The 17,864-nt window shown below is 64.5% G+C and carries 16 protein-coding genes and 2 tRNA genes; 11 read left to right on the top strand and 7 right to left on the bottom strand.

Annotated features, from left to right (window positions below; translation table 11 throughout):
* The first annotated feature begins 85 nt into the window (after positions 1-85).
* Complete coding sequence (locus tag AC51GR_RS14835; protein WP_496325396.1) at positions 86-697, top strand: mycothiol-dependent nitroreductase Rv2466c family protein; 612 nt, start codon at positions 86-88, stop codon at positions 695-697.
* 4 nt (positions 698-701) lie between these two features.
* Here AC51GR_RS14835 and AC51GR_RS14830 read toward each other — a convergent pair whose 3' ends face one another.
* The gene (locus tag AC51GR_RS14830) at positions 702-1,652 is read right to left on the bottom strand and encodes a M48 family metallopeptidase (protein WP_496325395.1); all 951 of its coding nucleotides are present in this window, start codon (positions 1,650-1,652) and stop codon (positions 702-704) included.
* 103 nt (positions 1,653-1,755) lie between these two features.
* On the opposite strand from AC51GR_RS14830, the gene AC51GR_RS14825 reads away from it, so the two are divergent.
* From AC51GR_RS14825 to sthA, 4 genes are all read left to right on the top strand, one after another.
* The gene (locus AC51GR_RS14825; RefSeq protein WP_496325394.1) at positions 1,756-2,229 is read left to right on the top strand and encodes a ribose-5-phosphate isomerase; all 474 of its coding nucleotides are present in this window, start codon (positions 1,756-1,758) and stop codon (positions 2,227-2,229) included.
* Between the two features lie 16 nt (positions 2,230-2,245).
* A complete protein-coding gene (locus tag AC51GR_RS14820) occupies positions 2,246-3,043 on the top strand; it encodes an Fpg/Nei family DNA glycosylase (protein ID WP_496325393.1) in 798 nt (265 codons plus the stop codon).
* 70 nt (positions 3,044-3,113) lie between these two features.
* Positions 3,114-3,971, top strand: a complete 858-nt coding sequence (locus tag AC51GR_RS14815) for a PE-PPE domain-containing protein (RefSeq protein ID WP_496325392.1) — start codon at positions 3,114-3,116, stop codon at positions 3,969-3,971.
* A gap of 107 nt (positions 3,972-4,078) precedes the next feature.
* Entirely contained in the window at positions 4,079-5,515 is a 1,437-nt protein-coding gene (sthA, locus tag AC51GR_RS14810; protein WP_496325391.1) for a Si-specific NAD(P)(+) transhydrogenase, read from the top strand.
* Positions 5,516-5,584: 69 nt separating this feature from the next.
* Here sthA and AC51GR_RS14805 read toward each other — a convergent pair whose 3' ends face one another.
* The 4 genes from AC51GR_RS14805 to AC51GR_RS14790 all read right to left on the bottom strand — a co-directional run bounded on the left by AC51GR_RS14805 (position 5,585) and on the right by AC51GR_RS14790 (position 9,430).
* Complete coding sequence (locus tag AC51GR_RS14805; protein WP_496325390.1) at positions 5,585-6,265, bottom strand: L,D-transpeptidase; 681 nt, start codon at positions 6,263-6,265, stop codon at positions 5,585-5,587.
* Between the two features lie 198 nt (positions 6,266-6,463).
* Positions 6,464-7,708, bottom strand: coding sequence for a lipase family protein (locus AC51GR_RS14800; protein WP_496325389.1), 1,245 nt, complete (start codon positions 7,706-7,708; stop codon positions 6,464-6,466).
* 50 nt (positions 7,709-7,758) lie between these two features.
* Positions 7,759-8,913, bottom strand: coding sequence for a lipase family protein (locus tag AC51GR_RS14795; RefSeq protein ID WP_496325472.1), 1,155 nt, complete (start codon positions 8,911-8,913; stop codon positions 7,759-7,761).
* A 443-nt stretch (positions 8,914-9,356) separates the two neighbouring features.
* Positions 9,357-9,430 (bottom strand) — tRNA-Gly (locus AC51GR_RS14790).
* 204 nt (positions 9,431-9,634) lie between these two features.
* Here AC51GR_RS14790 and AC51GR_RS14785 point away from each other — a divergent pair.
* The 5 genes from AC51GR_RS14785 to clpX all read left to right on the top strand — a co-directional run bounded on the left by AC51GR_RS14785 (position 9,635) and on the right by clpX (position 14,011).
* Positions 9,635-9,708 (top strand) — tRNA-Pro (locus tag AC51GR_RS14785).
* A gap of 32 nt (positions 9,709-9,740) precedes the next feature.
* Entirely contained in the window at positions 9,741-11,102 is a 1,362-nt protein-coding gene (tig, locus tag AC51GR_RS14780; protein ID WP_496325388.1) for a trigger factor, read from the top strand.
* A 164-nt stretch (positions 11,103-11,266) separates the two neighbouring features.
* On the top strand, positions 11,267-11,875 hold the full coding sequence (locus AC51GR_RS14775; protein ID WP_496325387.1) for an ATP-dependent Clp protease proteolytic subunit: 609 nt from the start codon (positions 11,267-11,269) through the stop codon (positions 11,873-11,875).
* A gap of 40 nt (positions 11,876-11,915) precedes the next feature.
* On the top strand, positions 11,916-12,545 hold the full coding sequence (locus AC51GR_RS14770; protein WP_496325386.1) for an ATP-dependent Clp protease proteolytic subunit: 630 nt from the start codon (positions 11,916-11,918) through the stop codon (positions 12,543-12,545).
* Positions 12,546-12,733: 188 nt separating this feature from the next.
* Positions 12,734-14,011 (top strand): ATP-dependent Clp protease ATP-binding subunit ClpX, encoded by a 1,278-nt coding sequence (gene clpX / locus AC51GR_RS14765; protein WP_496325385.1) that lies wholly within the window; start codon positions 12,734-12,736, stop codon positions 14,009-14,011.
* A gap of 13 nt (positions 14,012-14,024) precedes the next feature.
* Here clpX and fdhD read toward each other — a convergent pair whose 3' ends face one another.
* The gene (gene fdhD, locus AC51GR_RS14760) at positions 14,025-14,846 is read right to left on the bottom strand and encodes a formate dehydrogenase accessory sulfurtransferase FdhD (RefSeq protein ID WP_496325384.1); all 822 of its coding nucleotides are present in this window, start codon (positions 14,844-14,846) and stop codon (positions 14,025-14,027) included.
* A complete protein-coding gene (locus tag AC51GR_RS14755) occupies positions 14,846-17,143 on the bottom strand; it encodes an FdhF/YdeP family oxidoreductase (protein ID WP_496325383.1) in 2,298 nt (765 codons plus the stop codon). Before AC51GR_RS14755 ends, fdhD begins: the two co-directional genes overlap by 1 nt.
* A gap of 67 nt (positions 17,144-17,210) precedes the next feature.
* Here AC51GR_RS14755 and mobA point away from each other — a divergent pair, with 67 nt between their 5' ends.
* Positions 17,211-17,816: a molybdenum cofactor guanylyltransferase gene (gene mobA / locus AC51GR_RS14750; RefSeq protein WP_496325382.1), complete on the top strand. Its 606-nt coding sequence runs from the start codon at positions 17,211-17,213 to the stop codon at positions 17,814-17,816.
* Positions 17,817-17,864 lie beyond the last annotated feature (48 nt).

The following is a 17,864-nucleotide window of genomic DNA, read 5'->3' as shown; positions in this document are numbered from 1 at the left end:
GGGACCCGTCCCGGATTGTTGAATGGTGCAAGGTGCCACCGGTGCCATACCTGGACGTTCTACTGCTGAAGGAGTTCTCCAACTCATGACCGCCTCGACTGACCGCGTTGACTTCTGGTTCGACCCGCTGTGCCCGTGGTGCTGGATCACCTCCCGCTGGATTCTGGAGGTCGAGAAGGTCCGCGACATCGAGACGAACTTCCACATCATGAGCTTGGCGGTGCTCAACGAAGGCAAAGACATCCCCGACGAATATCGCGAAGGGCTCAAGGAGGCCTGGCGCCCGGTTCGCGTGATCGCCGCTGCGCAGGCCGAACACGGCGATGAGATCCTGTCTCCGCTGTACACCGCGATGGGAACGCTCATCCACAACAAGGGCATCAAGGACTTCGGCGAGGTCATCCCGCTGGCACTCGAAGAGGTGGGACTGTCCGCCGAGTTGGCCAAGGCCGCTGACGAAACCACCTTCGACGGTGCCATCCGCAAGAGCCATCACGCAGGTATGGACAAGGTGGGCGACGACGTCGGAACCCCGACGATCCACATCAACGACGTGGCCTTCTTCGGACCGGTTCTGTCCCGGATCCCGCGGGGCGAGGACGCCGGAAAGGTGTGGGACGGCGCATTGGCCCTGTCGAGCTACCCGCACTTCTTCGAACTCAAGCGGTCTCGCAACGAGGATCCGCAGTTCGACTGAGCAGCTACTTCCGGTCGGCCTGATCTTTGGTCAGGTCGACCGGTGCCATGAGCAGTGGGCCCGGCGGTGGCAGCATCTGCACGTGTCCGCTCCCGATTCCCCGGACAATCTGACGAGGCCGGAAGAACATCCGTCCCGGCCCGGATCGGTCGCGCAGGGCCGCTGCTCGCCAGGTCAGCACCGGGTGGGTCGACTGCAGATTGGTCAACCATGTGAAGAATCCCTTCTCCAGCGTGGCCCGATCGGCGAACTCGTCGAAACTGACCGAGGTGAGCATGTATTTGCCGGCCGCCAACACCCCGATGGCGCCGGGTGATCCGGATGGTTGGTTGTAGTAGCCGTGGTTGTCGGCGGTGTACTCCATGGATCGCGACAGTGCCTGGCCGAGCACGGGGAGGTTCAGGCCGATGATCGAACCGAGCTGCCGCCAGTAGGACACGTGCCCGGCCGCGATGTGCCCGACCTCGTGTCCGATGATGAACCGCAGCGCCTCTGGGCTGCGGGCATGCCCACCGATCTCGAAGAGATCGGAATAGACGACGACAAATCGACGGAATCCGTGGCCGGATGCAAAGGCGTTGATTGTGCCGTTGCCGAGGACCACATAGGCGTCCGGGACGTACTCGAGCCCGAATCTGCGCGCCGATTCGACCACCATCTGGTAGCCCTCGGGGAACTGGGTCGGGCTCATCTTTACCCCGTTGACACGTGGCATCGCGTAGGTCAGGCCGCGGATCAGATACAGCAGCAGCGGCGCGAGCAGGACCAGCAGGAACCAGGTGTTCACAGACCCCGTTGCCACCAGGGCCACGACCAGCACGTACCCGCCGAGTCCGACAACCAGGACCAGGACCAGGATCGGAATCTCCCACGGATGCCGTCGCGGTGGCCCGGCAAACGGGGCCGGGGTGAGCCAGTGCGACGCCGCTGCGGGCGGAGGGGAGTCGGGATTCACCCTGACCAATCTAGTGTTGTCGCGGCTGCCGCATACCCCGGTCCGGGCCCGACGTTTCCGGTCGGTGCCCGAGGCGCGGCCGCACTCTGTCAGACTGTTCGGCATGCGCGTGTACCTAGGTGGCGACCATGCCGGATTCGAACTCAAAGCCCAGATTGCCGAACATCTGACCTCTGCGGGTCATGAGGTGATCGATTGTGGAGCGCACGAATACGATGCGCTCGACGACTATCCCGCTTTCTGCGTCGATGCGGCGCTGCGGACCGTCGCCGACGAAGGCAGCCTCGGGATCGTGCTCGGTGGCAGCGGGAACGGCGAGCAGATCGCTGCGAACAAGGTGCCCGGTGCCCGGTGCGCGTTGGCGTGGAGCGTCGAGACCGCACAACTGGCGCGGCAGCACAACAACGCGCAGCTGATCGGCATCGGGGGCCGCATGCACAGCAAGGCCGAGGCGTTGGCCATCGTCGATGCGTTCATCAACACCGAATGGTCGGGTGAAGAGCGCCATCAGCGCCGCATCGACATCCTCTCGGAGTACGAGCGCACCGGCGTACCGCCGCTGCTGCCCGGGCGCTGAGGCTTCGAAACACACTGTGCCTGAAGGGCATACGCTTCACCGGCTGGCCCGGGTCCACCATCGCAAGTTCGCCGGCCGACAGGTGGCGGTCAGCAGTCCGCAAGGACGCTTCGCCGCCGGGGCCGGCCGGATCGACGGACAGACCTTTCTCCGAGCGGAGGCCTGGGGAAAGCATCTGATCCATCGCTACGGCAACGGCGAGATCGTCCACGTACATCTGGGCCTCTACGGAGCTTTCACCGAAGGCCTGCCACCGCTGCCCACACCGGTGGGACAGGTTCGAATGCGCATGGAGACCGAGGATTACGGCACCGACCTCCGGGGCCCGACCGCCTGCGAGCTGTACACCCCCGCGGATCTGACCGCGCTGACCGCGCGATTGGGTCCGGACCCACTGCGCAAGGACGCCGATCCCGAACTGGCGTGGGCTGCGATAACCCGTTCCCGCAAGGCGATCGGTGCACTCGTGATGGACCAGAAGGTGCTGTGCGGTGTGGGTAACGTCTACCGTGCCGAGGTTCTGTTCCGGGCATCGATCAATCCGCATCGACCCGGCACCGGGATCGACCGCGCCGAGTGGGACGGCCTGTGGGCGGATCTCGGCGCATTGATGGCAATCGGCGTCCGACGCGGCAAGATGCACGTCGTGCGTCCCGAAGATGATCACGGGGCCCCGGCCTATGGGCCGGGTCGGCCGCGGACCTACGTCTATCGCCGCGCCGGTGAACCATGCCGAATCTGCCGGACACCGATCCTGATGGGGGAGATGGTGGCCCGCAAGGTCTATTGGTGCCCGACCTGTCAGGCCGATTGAGCCCGACTCCCGGCGACCGGTGGGTGATCGCCTGAGCGAGCACACAGGTTTCATCGGCATGATGGAGCCCATGGCAGTTGCGACGGTGCTCTTCGTCGGAGGAACCGGGGAGTCGTACCCGGGGGACACCCGCGTGCGGGTCGGCGGTCTCCTCGCCGCGGTGGCCGCCCGGCTCGATGAGCGATTCGACTGCCGATGGGTGGGATACCCGTCGAGCTACGGCCCGGTGCCCGAACTGACCGGTATGAGTTACCTCGACAGCGTTCGCGAAGGTGTGACGAACCTGCAGGGGCGGTTGCACGCGACCCCCGGACCGGTGATGCTCATCGGTTATTCGCAGGGCGCGGTGGTGGTCCGAAACCTGCTGGCCGGCCCGGAGAGTCCGAAGTCTGTGGTGGCAGTCGGACTGGTGGCCGACCCGCATCAGCCGCCGGGAGCCGTGCGCGGTTGCGATGGGTTCGGACTTGCCGGCGAGGGCCCGACGATCCCGGGGGATCTGCCGGTGATCTGGATCGCCGACCCCGCCGACGTCATCTGCAACGCCAGTGGTGACTCGTTCCTGCGAGATCTTGCCGACCTCACCGCCGCCATGTCCATCCATGATGTTCGTGGCTGGTGTCGTCATCTCTGGCAAGTCCTGAAGGGCAACGACTTCCAGAACGCGGACCGGACCTCGATCCGTCCCCGCCAGTGGCGCCGGGATGTGCGGCGCCTGCGGGTCGCGCTGGGGGAGATCGCGGGATATCTACCCGGCAGATTGATGTGGCGCGGTCTGCAGATCGTGAACCGTCGCGGTGGACGGCACACCGCATACGCCGCCGAACCACTTGGCGGCGGCGACCTGTCGGGCTGCGGTCTGCTGGCGCAGTGGTTGCAGGTCCAGATGACATTCCTGCCCTTCCGAGGTGTGGACGGCAGCGCCGCGTAGCAGGTGTCCACCGGGGGCCGATGACAACAATTCATCCGCCCGAAATGTGCGACGGGCGTAGTTGGGTGACACTGAGTCCCAGACCTGTCAACGCTGGGAGAAACGACGTGGATCACTACGACCTGGTTGTCATCGGCTCCGGCCCTGCCGGGCAGAAGGCGGCCATCGCCGCCGCCAAGCTCGGCAAGAAGGCCGCGGTCGTCGAACGCCGGAACATGGTCGGCGGCGTCTGTATCAACACCGGCACCATTCCCTCGAAGACGCTGCGCGAGGCGGTGCTGTATCTGACCGGTCTGAATCAGCGGGAGTTGTACGGGCAGTCGTACCGGCTCAAAACCGATATCACCGTTGCCGATCTGTCCTCACGCACGTCGCACGTGGTGGGCAAAGAGATTGACATCATCCAGAATCAGTTGTCCCGCAACCGAGTTGCCCTCCTGATCGGTAACGGAAGGTTCGTCGGACCCAACGAACTCATCGTCGAATCGGAGGGCGGTGACCGGAAGAACATCAGCTTCGACCACGCGGTCATCGCCGTCGGCACCCGCCCGGCGCGGCCCGCCACGGTCGAGTTCGACGGCGCGACGATCGTCGACTCCGACCAGATCCTCGGGGTCGACCGGTTGCCACAGTCGATGGTGGTGGTCGGTGCCGGTGTGATCGGTATCGAGTACGCCTCGATGTTCGCCGCGCTGGGCACCAAGGTGACCGTGGTCGAGCAGCGGGAGAGCATGCTCGACTTCGTCGACCGGGAGATCGTCGAGGCGTTGCAGTACCAACTGCGCGATCGGGGCGTCACATTCCGGTTCGGTGAATCGGTGAAAATGGTCGAGAAGCACCAGTCCGGAACGGTCACGGTGCTGGAGTCGGGCAAGAAGGTCCCGGCGGACACCGTGCTGTATTCGGCAGGCAGACAAGGCGTCACCGAGGAATTGGGTGTTGCCGCAGCCGGTCTGGAGGGTGACAACCGCGGTCGGCTCAAGGTCGATGAGTGCTTCCGCACCGCGGTACCCCACATTTATGCGGTCGGTGACGTCATCGGGTTCCCCGCCTTGGCGGCCACCGCGATGGAGCAGGGACGACGGGCCGCATACGACGCCTTCGGCGAACCGGTCGGGGACTCGGACGCGTCCAAGTATCCGATCGGGATCTATTCGATCCCGGAGATCAGCTTCGTGGGCAAGACAGAGGAGGAACTGACCGCGGCGAACGTGCCCTTCGAAGTGGGCGTCGCCCGCTATCGGGAACTCGCCAGGGGCGCCATCATGGGCGACGCATACGGCATGCTCAAACTGCTTGTGGACGCGCACGACCGGAGCATTCTGGGCGTACACGTATTCGGTTCCAACGCTGCGGAATTGGTTCACATCGGACAGACGGTGATGGGCTGCGGAGGGACCGTCGACTACCTGGTCGACGCAGTGTTCAACTACCCGACCCTGGCCGAGGGATACAAGGTGGCAGCCCTGGACGCGGTGAACAAGATGCGGGCCATTGCGCGCGTCACCGGCGTCGGCAACGGTCACGATCTCGGTGCCGAATAGCGGAGAGACGAAAAAACCCGGCACCGAGAGTTGCTCTCGGTGCCGGGTTCTCAGATGTTCTCCGGGAGACTAGCTACCCGGGACGTACTGCCCGCCGACAGTGCCCTGCACCACGATCGGGGTGCCTTCGGGGAAGTTCTCGTAGACCCACTGGCCGTTCTCCGGACTCAGGTTGATGCAGCCATGGCTCACGTTGGTGTTGCCCTGCTGTTCCACCGACCACGGTGCGGCGTGGATGAAGATTCCGTCCCAGGACATGCGGATCGCATGTTCGACGTACGTGCGGTAGCCGCCCGGCGCGTCGATCGGGACCCCGTACGTGGACGAATCCATGTACATGTCGCGGTACTTCTCTTTGGTGTAGTACGTGCCGTTCGGGGTCGGGTTCTCGTTCGATCCCATCGAGATGGGCATCTTGCGAACGATCTTGCCCTCGTGCCACACGGTCAACTCATGGGTGGCGTCGTCGGCGAGGGCAACCCAGCCCGTATCGGTCTTCACCGGGGGTGCGGGTTCGACGGGCTTCGGCGGCTCCGGTGCCGGTTCCGGCGTGGCCTGTGGTGCCGGCGGCGGCGTCGGGACCGTCAGGCCCGGGATCTGTGGCAGTGGGACGCCGGGCAGACCGGGGATGGTGGGCGACGGCTGCGCCGAGGCGGCAGTGGGAACTGCCAAAGCCATCACGACGACACCGAGTCCGGCGGCCAAGAGGCGTTTGGCGGTGCGTCCGCGGGCGAACTTGCTGGTCGACACTATGTATAACCCTAACGTTGGGTGCAGGTTTATGCGCTCCCCGAAAGCGCAGATTCAATACTTGCATGTCGGCCCGACGCCGCCAAACGTTACAAACCAGGTTGTGGTCAGAGTTGCTGAAGTGACTATTTGGGTCCAGTCGGCCGGCCTGAAAGTGATCTGACTCACTCTATTTCGGCGTTTGGCGTCCGCATCCCGTCAGCAATTGCTGGGAGCGGGAACACCGTTCATCCGGTCGGTCATCCAGGCCAGGGCCGGTGGCAGTCCGATCACTGCGGCGCTCAAATGGTCGGGTGAGGGGGTCAGGACAGAGACCACCGCTGTTCCGGCCCGGCAGTAGCGCGAGTTGGTGTGAAGGATCGAGTCGATCGGGATCAGGCTGTCGATGGGGCTGTGCCACTCGAAAACGGGGGCATCCGGTACCCCCGGGAAGAACTCCAGGCTGTTCTCGTTGACCACTCGTCGGGCCGCCGGATCGTCGAAGATCTTGACGTCCGGGGTCATCTCCCTGGCGCTGTGACCGAGCCCGGTCAGCAGGATCTCGTTGGTGCAGGCATTTTGCATCTCGCGATACATCGACTTGCCGAGCGGGGTCAGGTTCTGCCACACCGGCATCTCATTCGGATATTCGCGCGACAAACCGATCGCCGCGGCGAATGCGAGGCCGAACGCGGGGTGTGGATCGTTGTATCCGAGTCCTTCGGCCATCTTGATCAAGTTCATCGGGGCGCCGCCGTAAGCACTGCCCGCGATCTCGAGTCCGGGCGCGTACGAGGGTGCCAGGGCAGATGCCCAGGCTGTCGCCATCCCGCCACCGGAGTACCCCAGCAGCCCCACTCTGCTCTGCTTGACGCGCGCGGGGGCAAAACGCTGTGCCGCCCGGACCCCGTCCAGAGCGATCCGGCCGCCGAGCTGGGCGGCGCCGTACGAACTCCGTGGGCCCAGATGGTCGGGGATCGCCAGGACCCACCCCTGCTGGAGAACCCCGTTCAGCAGTGGGCGCTGACTGGCGGTCAGGCTGCCGGAGCGGGGATCGAGATCAGTCGTCGAGGCATAGAGCTGCCGCGACGGCGAGCATTCCAGGCCCATCGCGTTGACGATGTCCTGCACGCTGAGCAGCGGGCCATCGGCATTGTGACCATCGGGTACCAGGAGTGTGGTGACCGCTGCGATCGGACGCTCGTACATGTCGGTGCTGCGGAACTTGACCTGGTACGTGCGCAGTGCGAACAGCCCTGGGGGATCGGGCATCTCGCGGCTCGCGATGACCTCCCCGTTCGCGTAGCGGCCGATGTCGGCAGGCGCGTCGTAGAAGGAGTCGGGCAGCGGCGTGGGCAGGGCAACATCGTCGGCCGTGGCCGGGGCCGCGGTCAGCACCACCGCGGCCACCGACGCGACCGCGATCAGCCATAGGCGGGCAACTGTCGATACTCGTCGGTCCACGGGCCGCTCACTTTTACGGTAGGGGCGAAGGGATGGTGCCGAGCGGGTGTCTAGCAGGTGCTCGGCGCAGGTTGACCGGCAAATCTGTCGCCCAGCCACTGCAACGCGCCCGGGATGCCCAACGGGTAGGCGGCCAGGTGATTCGGTGCCGGTGTCGACAGGCTGGAAACCCGGACCCCGGCGCGGCAGAACCGGTTGTTGGTGACGACAATCGACTCGACCGGGATCAGTTCATCTGTGGGACTGTGCCATTCGAACACCGGGGCGTTCGGGACACCCGGAAAGGTGTCGAGACCGTTTGCCTCGACCACTTTTCGCACCGCCGGATCGTCGAAGATCTTGACGTCGGGTGTCATCTCATCGGCGCTGTGGTCTTCCCCGATGCGCAGGATCTCGGTGGTGCAGGCATTCTGCATCTCGAGGTACATCGACTTGCCGAGCTGGGTCAGGTTGTCCCACATCGGGATCTCGTCGGGGTACTCCCGGGACAGGCCGACCGCGGCGGCGTACGCCAATCCGAATGCCGGGTGCGGATTGTTGTATCCGAGCCCTTCGGCCATCTTGATCAGGTTCATCGGGGCGCCGCCATAGGCGCTACCGGCCAGACGAAGGCCCGGAGCGTATGTGGCGGCCAGGGCCGCGGCCCAGGCCGAGGCCATCCCGCCACCGGAATAACCGATCAGTCCGACCGGGCTCCCGGCGATGTTCGCCGCATCGAGGTTCTTCCCGGCCTTGATGCCGTCCAGGGTGATCCGGCCGCCGAGCTCGGCGGCCCCGTAGGCGCTCCGCGGGCCCAGATGATCGGGGATCGCGATGACCCAGCCCTGTGCGAGCAAGCCGTTCAGTGCTGGTCCCTGACGTGCGGTCAGGCTGTTGGTCTGTGAGTACAACGTGCGTGATGGTGCGCACTCGAGTCCGAGGGCGTTCACGATGTCCTGGAAACTCAGAACCGGTGCGTTCGCACGGCGATTGAGCGGCAGCAACAGGGTGGTGACCGCGGCGATGGGCCGCTCGTACATGTCGGTGCTGCGGAACTTGAGCTGCCATGTCTCGATGTTGAGGAATCCGGGGGGATTCGGCATCTTTCGCTTGGCGACGATGTCACCGTTCGCGAAGTCCCCGATATTGCCGGGTGCCTCATAGAACCGGTCCGCCAATGGGGTCGGCAGCGCAACGTTGTCAGCTGCGGCAGTGCCCGGAGCCATGGTCACCAGCGCCAACGTGGTGGCACACAGTGCGCCGAACGTGGTGAGCCGGTGTCGTAGTCGAGAACGGGACACAGCACTATTCGGCCTGCGCAAATTAAGCCTCCGGGTCGCGAAACGGGTTTGAGCGCCGGCCCCCTCGGCGACGATGACCGGAATGTAACCGTTCCGTGACCGCGTTTGTCAAGTGCGTCACATTGTTCGCTTTGCGAGGTATGCACCACACGGTCATCACCCCGGGGAGGATCGGGCGCGGTGGTCCGGGTGGGCTTGGAGCGCAACGACTTTGCCGACCCGTAGGCGGTTCGCCGGGGGTGGCTCGACGGTCGGGGGAGTGGCCGAAGTCGGTACCGTGGGCCGACCCTGTTCGTCCGGGTACGGCGCCGCGTGGGCGGACACAAGAAAGCCCCGGTCAGAAAAACTTCTGACCAGGGCTTTCAGGATGGAGCGGGTGACGGGAATCGAACCCGCGTAGCTAGTTTGGAAGACTAGGGCTCTACCATTGAGCTACACCCGCGTGCATACGACATCAATGGGATCGCCACTGTTGCCGCTGCGAAAGGAACTGTACCGTCTCGATCCCGCGGATATGAAATCGCCTGGTCGTCTCGGCGTGGCCGCTGTTCGGGGCGACCGGTTTAGGTTCGTGGGGCGGCGGCACGTAGTATTTGCGTTCGGTGAAAGCGGCGCTGGTTCTTGCCTGGTTTCGCAGAAGACCTCACGGGATGTGGCGCAGCTTGGTAGCGCATCCGCTTTGGGAGCGGAGGGTCGCAGGTTCGAATCCTGTCATCCCGACTCAAGAAAGAAACGCACTACAAGGGAGTCAAGTGAAGAGCACCGTCGAGCAGATCAGCCCGACGCGGGTCAAACTCAACGTCGAGGTTTCTTTCGAGGAACTCGAGCCGGATTTCGCCCGCACCTACAAGACGATGGCACGGGACATCCGGATCCCCGGCTTCCGTCCCGGTAAGGCGCCCGCAAAGCTGATCGAGGCCCGTGTCGGTCGCGACGCGGTGCTGGCCCAGGTCGTGAACGACGCGATCCCCGCCAAGTACAGCGAAGCCGTTGACGCCGCCGACATCAAGGCGATCGGCCAGCCCGAGATCGACCTCTCCGAGCTGGAGTACGGCAAGAGCGTCACGTTCACTGCCGAGGTCGACGTGCGTCCCGAGATCGACCTGCCGGATTACTCGACCCTCGAGGTCGAGGTCGAACCCGTCACCGTCGATGACGAGGCAGTCGAAGAGCAGCTCGAGGCTCTCCGCGCCCGCTTCGGCACCCTGACCGGTGTCGACCGTCCGGTTGCCGACGGCGACTTCGTCTCCATCGACCTGTCGGCCACCATCGACGGCAAAGAGGTCGAAGAAGCCGCAACGAGCGGCCTGTCCCACGAGGTCGGCTCGGGCGAGCTGATCGACGGACTGGACGAGGCCCTCATCGGCCTGTCGGCCGGCGAGGAAAAGGTCTTCAAGAGCACCCTGGTTGCCGGAGATCACAGTGGCGACGAAGCCGACGTGACCGTGAAGGTTGTCTCGGTCAAGGAGCGCGAGCTCCCCGAGGTCGACGATGAGTTCGCACAACTGGCCAGCGAGTTCGACACCGTCGACGAGCTGAAGGCCGATGTGCGCGAGCGGGTGGCCCGGTCGAAGAAAATGGGACAGGCCAACGCCATCAGCGAGGCGCTGGTCGCCAAGCTGGTCGAGACCATCGACATCCCGCTGCCCGAAGCGATCGTCACCGCCGAGGTCGACGGCCAGATCCATCAGGTCGTCCACAGCCTCGGCCACGACGAAGAGGCGTTCGAGCGTCTGCTCGAGGCCCAGGGAACCACCCGTGAGAAGTTCGAGGCCGAAGCGCGTGAGGCCGCCGAGAAGTCGGTCAAGACCCAGCTGCTGCTCGACGCCATTGCCGACCAGCAGGAGACCGAGGTCGCGCAGGACGAGCTGATGCAGCAGATCATGTTCCAGGCGCAGCGCTACGGCATGCAGCCGGCCGAGTTCGCTCAGCAGCTGCAGCAGGCCGGACAGGTCGGCGCAGTCTACGCCGAGGTCCGTCGTAGCAAGGCGCTCTCGGCGATCGTCAACGAGATCACCGTCAAGGACACCGACGGCAACGTTGTCGACACCGACGAGTTCTTCCCGAAGCAGGTTGCCGAGGCAGAGGACGACGCGTCGACCGACGAGTCATAAAGCGACAAAACGCCAGCAAGCATTCTGCTGTCAGCGAATAGGGGCGACGCCGAGGGTTCGGCGTCGTCCCTATTCGTTACTGTCGAAGCGAGCAGTCAAAATCATTGTGAGTCCGTTGAACGAAAAATTCCGGGAGCTGATCCCGGGACGCGAAGGTAGGTACCGTGACTGAGCCGAAGATCCACACGCCAGCACTCTCCGGAGTAACCGCGAGTTCGGGTGTGGCCGGACTGAATCTGACCGACTCGGTCTTCGAGCGTCTGCTGCGTGAGCGAATCATCTTCCTGGGCACCCAGGTCGACGACGAGATCGCCAACCGGCTGTGCGCGCAGATCCTGCTGCTCTCTGCAGAGGATCCGACCAAGGACATCAGCCTCTACATCAACTCGCCCGGCGGTTCGGTCACCGCAGGAATGGCGATTTTCGACACGATGCAGCTCGCTCCCTGCGACATCTCCACGTACGCGATGGGTATGGCGGCATCGATGGGGCAGTTCCTGCTCGCTGCGGGAACCAAGGGCAAGCGGCACGCACTGCCACACGCCCGGATCATGATGCATCAGCCGTCCGCCGGTATCGGTGGCACCGCGGCCGACATCGCGATCCAGGCCGAGCAGTTCGCGCTGACCAAGAAAGAGATGAACAAGCTCAACGCCGAGTTCTCCGGGCAGACGCTCGAACAGATCGAAGCGGACGCCGACCGCGACAAGTGGTTCACCGCCGAGCAGGCCAAGGCCTACGGTCTCGTCGATCACGTGATCACCCGCGCTTGAGCCCGTACCACCTGTCACCTCACCGGAGAGAGCCAAAGATATGAACAATCTTTCACCCCAGTCGCGGTACATCCTTCCCTCGTTCATCGAGCACACCCCGAATGGGGCGCGGGAGTACAACCCGTACGCCAAGCTGTTCGAAGAACGAATTGTCTTCCTGGGCACCCCGATTGACGAGACCGTCGCGAACGACATCATGGCGCAGTTGCTGGTGCTCGAGTCGCAGGATCCCGACCGCGACATCATCATGTACGTGAACTCGCCGGGCGGCAGCGTGCCGGCGATGCTCGCGATCTACGACACGATGCAGTACGTCCACTGCGACATCGCGACCGTGTGCCTGGGCGAGGCCGCCTCGGCTGCCGCGATCGTGCTGGCCGGCGGAACCCCCGGAAAGCGGGCGGCCCTGCCGAACGCGACCGTGCTCATCCATCAGCCGCGTACCGGTGGGGCCTACCAGGGCCAGGTCTCGGACCTGGAGATCCAGGCCGCCGAGATCGAGCGCATCCGTCGCCGGCTGGATGACATCCTGGCCGGTCACACCGGGCAGCCCGCCGAGAAGATCCGCAAGGACACCGACCGCGACAACATCCTGACCGCCGAGCAGGCCAAGGAATACGGCATCATCGACGAGGTTTTCGAGTACCGGAAGAAGTCCGGCCGCAAGTAACGGTTCCAAGTGTCGCGGGCCATGAAGTGGGCCCGCGACATTTGGCTTTATCGGTCGAAGTTCCGCCCACCGACGGGTACGGTCGTGAGTACTGTGCTCCCCGTGAGCCGGGACGGCCGCAAGTCGGCAGCGTCTGTCGGCATCAGGGTCTTTGGGGCATCAGGTAACGGAAGTAGGGACAGCAACAGATGGCACGTATCGGAGATGGTGGCGATCTTCTGAAGTGTTCTTTCTGCGGAAAGAGCCAGAAGCAGGTCAAGAAACTGATCGCTGGACCCGGTGTGTACATCTGCGATGAATGCATCGACCTGTGCAACGAGATCATCGAAGAGGAACTGGCCGAGACCAGCGACGTCAAACTCGATGAGCTCCCCAAGCCCGCTGAGATCCGGGACTTCCTGGAGAACTACGTCATCGGGCAGGACACCGCGAAGAAGACGCTGGCAGTGGCGGTCTACAACCACTACAAGCGCATCCAGGCGGGAGACCGCAAGGACTCACGCGGTGTGGAACCGGTCGAGTTGGCGAAGTCGAACATCCTGATGCTCGGCCCCACCGGCTGTGGCAAGACCTACCTGGCCCAGACGCTGGCGAAGATGCTGAACGTTCCGTTCGCCATCGCCGACGCGACTGCGCTGACCGAGGCCGGCTATGTCGGTGAGGATGTCGAGAACATCCTGCTCAAACTGATCCAGGCCGCCGATTACGACGTCAAGCGCGCCGAGACCGGCATCATCTACATCGATGAGGTCGACAAGATCGCCCGCAAGAGCGAGAACCCGTCGATCACCCGGGACGTCTCCGGCGAAGGTGTTCAGCAGGCATTGCTCAAGATCCTCGAGGGCACGCAGGCGTCGGTGCCGCCACAGGGCGGGCGCAAGCATCCGCACCAGGAGTTCATCCAGATCGACACCACCAACGTGCTGTTCATCGTCGCGGGTGCATTCGCCGGGTTGGACAAGATCGTGTCGGACCGAATCGGTAAGCGTGGCATCGGCTTCGGTACCGAGGTCGCCAAGAACGACAACGACAGCAGCGACTACTTCGCCGAGGTCCTGCCCGAAGACCTGATCAAGTTCGGATTGATCCCCGAGTTCATCGGGCGTCTCCCAGTGATCGCGTCGGTGACCAAGCTCGACAAGCCTTCCCTGATCAACATCCTGTCGGAGCCCAAGAACGCTCTGGTCAAACAGTACGCGCGACTGTTCGACATGGACGGTGTCGAGCTCGAGTTCGACGACGAGGCCCTCGAGGCGATCGCCGATCAGGCCATCCACCGTGGAACCGGCGCCCGTGGACTCCGCGCGATCATGGAAGAAGTCCTGCAGCCGGTGATGTACGACATCCCGAGTCGCGACGACGTCGCGAAGGTTGTCGTCACGGGAGAAACCGTGCGCGACAACGTTCTTCCGACGATTGTGCCGCGCAAGCCGCGCCGTGACGAACGGCGCGAGAAGAGCGCCTAGCGGGCCGGGCCGGTCACTCGATCACACGGTGACCGGCGGAGTAGATGTTCATCGATTCGCCGCGCAGGAATCCGATGATCGCAACGCCCTGTTCGGTTCCGAGGTCCACCGCGAGTGATGACGGTGCCGACACGGCGGCGATGATCGGTATCCCGGCCATCACGGCCTTCTGAACGAGTTCGAACGACACCCGGCCGGAGAGCATCAGGACGCTGCCTCGCAGCGGCAGCATGTCTTGCTGCAGGGCCCAGCCGATCACCTTGTCGACCGCGTTGTGCCTGCCGACGTCTTCCCGTGCCACGAGCAGGGCACCGTCGGTGGTGAACAACGCGGCTCCGTGCACCCCGCCGGTGGAGTCGAAGATCTTTTGCGAGTCGCGAAGACGATCCGGCAGCTGTGCCAGTGTCTCGACGTCCACGGTGGCGTCGTCATCGGCCGGCCGATGATTCGAGGCCAACCGGACCGCGTCGAGTGAGGCCTTGCCGCAGACCCCGCACGACGACGTCGTGAAGAAGTTGCGGGTGGCCGACGACGGAAGACTGCGGTTCTCACGCAACGTCACATCGAGCACGTTGTAGGTGTTGCGACCTTGGTCGTCGACCCCGTCGCAGTACCGGATGGTGGCGATGTCGTCGGCACCGTCGATGATGCCCTCGGTCAACAGGAAGCCGTGGGCGAAATCGATATCGGCCCCGGGGGTCCGCATCGTCACCGACAGGGACTTTCCGGACACTCGCAGTTCCAGCGGTTCTTCGACGGCCAGGGTGTCCGCTCGGGAGTCCGTGCCGCTCGGCCTGATCCGCCGGACTCTGGTGCGTGTGCTCATGCGGCCCATCAGCGGCGCTCCAATCGGACGGTCAGTGCCTTCGACACCGGTGTATTGGATTTGGCCGCAACATGTTCGAGCGGCACGAGCGGATTGGTCTCGGGGTAATAGGCCGCCGCGTTGCCGCGGGGAGTGGGGTAGGCGACGACCCGGAACGCCTCCACCCGGCGTTCTTCGAGGCCGGTGGGACCTGCGAACTCGGAGACCAGGTCGACACTTTGACCTTCGGTGAACCCGAACCCGGTGATGTCTTCGGGGTTGAGCAGCACCACGCGGCGATCACCCTTGATGCCGCGGTACCGGTCGTCGTGTCCGTAGATCGTGGTGTTGTACTGATCGTGGCTGCGCATGGTCTGCAGGATGACGCGTCCTTCGGGTACCCGCAGCCAGTTCAGGGGGTTGGTGGCCAGATTGGCCTTACCGGTCCGGGTCGGGAACGTCCGGGTGTCACGGGGCGGATGGGGCAGGACAAACCCATCCGGCCGGCGGACCCGGTTGTTGAAGTCATCGAAGCCCGGTACCACTCGCGAGATGTGGTCGCGGACCACGTCGTAGTCATCCGCCATCGCGGTCCAGGGGACCGGGTGGTCGGCACCCAGGGTCGCGCGGGCGATGTCGCAGATGATCGACACCTCGCTGCGGAGATGATCACTGGCGGGCGGCAGCGACCCGCGGGACAGGTGGACCGCCGACATGGAATCCTCCACGGTGACAGCTTGTTTGCGACCATCTCGGATGTCTTTGTCGGTGCGGCCCAGGGTGGGCAGGAGCAAGGCGGTGGTCCCGGGGCGCAGGTGTGAGGCGTTGAGTTTGGTGCTCACCTGCACGGTGAGCCGGCAGTTGCCCATTGCGGCCGCGGTGGCGTCGGTGTCGGGGGAGGCGGACACGAAATTGCCTCCCATGGCCATGAAGAAGCGGATGTCGCCGGCGGCCATCGCGCGAATGGTGTCGACGGTGTCGAGACCGTGCTTGCGGGGGGAGACGATCGCGAACTCGCGGTCCAGGGCCTCGAGGAACTCGTCGGGCATTTTCTCCCACACACCCATCGTGCGGTCGCCCTGGACGTTGGAATGTCCACGGACGGGACACACTCCGGCACCGGGCTTGCCGATCATGCCGCGCAGCAGCAGGACGTTGGTGAGTTCTTCGATGGTCGCGACACCGTGAACCTGTTGGGTCAGGCCCATCGCCCAGCAGATGATGGTGCGCTCCGAGGCGATCAGCCGATCGGCCAGCGCACGGATGGAGTCCTCGGTCAATCCGGTGGCAGTGACGATCTCGTCGAGGTCGGTCTTTTCGAGCTCGTCCAGATAGTCCTGTACCCCGAGGCAGTGTTCGTCCAGAAAGGCGTGATCGAAAACGGTTCCGGGAGCAACTTTCTCGGCGTCGAGCAAGAGCTTGCCCAGACCCCGGAACAGCGCCATGTCACCGCCGATCCGGATCTGCAGGAACTCGTCGGCCAAGGCGGTGCCCTTGCCGAGTACCCCGTTGATCTTCTGCGGGTCCTTGAACCGCAACAGACCCGCTTCGGGAAGTGGGTTCACCGCGATGATGGTGGCACCGTGTTGTTTCGCCTTCTCGAGTACCGAGAGCATCCGCGGATGATTGGTGCCCGGGTTCTGTCCGGCGATGATGATCAGATCCGCGGCCTCGAGGTCCGGGACCGACACCGATCCCTTGCCGATACCGATCGACGAGACGAGTGCACTGCCCGAGGACTCGTGGCACATGTTGGAACAGTCGGGAAGGTTGTTGGTACCGAGCGACCGGGCGAACAGCTGGTAGACAAACGCGGCCTCGTTGCTCGTCCGGCCCGACGTGTAGAACGCCGCCTGATCGGGATGTTCGAGGTTTGTGAGTTCGTCGGCGATCAGTGTAAATGCCTGATCCCAGGCGATCGGGCGATAGTGGTCGTCGCCGGCGGTGAGCACCATCGGATGGGTGATCCGGCCCTGCTGCGACATCCAGTGTTCCGAGCGCTCGCGCAGGTCGGAAAGGCTGTGCGTCGCAAAGAAATCCGGGCCGACGGTCCGTTTGGTCGCTTCTTCTGCAACGGCTTTGGCGCCGTTCTCGCAGAACTCCGCGTGCTTTCGGTGGTCCGGTGTTTCCGGCCAGGCGCAGCCGGGACAGTCGAAACCATTGCGCTGATTGAGGCCCACCAGGGTGCGAGCGGTGCGCACCGGCCCCATCTGTTTCACCGCGCGGTTGAGAGCTACGGCAACCGCGGTGACCCCGGCCGCCCACTGCTTGGGCGAATGCTGCTCGAGTTCGTCGCGTGCAGGCTCCCGGATCGATTCGGTGTTCATGCAAATCATCTTCCCCTGTCGGCCCGAATCCACCCACAGCAAGGCCCCGCTCGCGTTAACTGTCCCCATGGAGACTTCACCAGTGGGCGCAGTGGTCTTGGCCGGTGGCGCGTCGAAGCGGATGGGCAGCGACAAGGCCGCCCTGGCGTGGAATGGCGAATCGATGCTGGGTCGGGTCACCCGGGTGGTGGCCGAGCGGTGCGATCCGGTCCTGGTTGTCGCCTCGGCCAAGTCGCCGGCCTATCTCGGACTGGCCGAAGAACACCCCGGCACCGAGCAGATCCGCTGGGTGACCGACGAGAAGCCGGGGGCCGGACCGCTGGCGGGCCTCGCGCGTGGGCTGGCGGCGGCAGCAGAAGCCGGACGCGACGTGGTGTTCGTGTGTGCCACCGACATGCCGTTGATCTCTGTGGCCATGATCGACGAGTTGTTGCGGGGGCTGTCGGACGCCGACGACGCGGTGATCGCGGTTGATTCGCAGCGGGCCCACCCGTTGGCCGGGGTGTACCGCACCCGGGTCGCCGGAACACTCGCCGACCTGGTCCAGACCGGGGAACGACGAATGCTCGCCGCCGTCGACGCCCTGCGCACCCACCGGGTGACCCTGAGCGATCCGGCCTGGCTGACCAACGTGAACGCGCCCGAAGACCTGCATCGCCTCCGCGTTCACTGACCTGTTGATCGGCGGCCGGACCGCTATACCCGACGTGCGCTTTTCTCG

This window comes from Williamsia sp. z71 (genome assembly GCF_059553375.1).
This window is presented reverse-complemented; position numbering and strand designations above follow the sequence as displayed.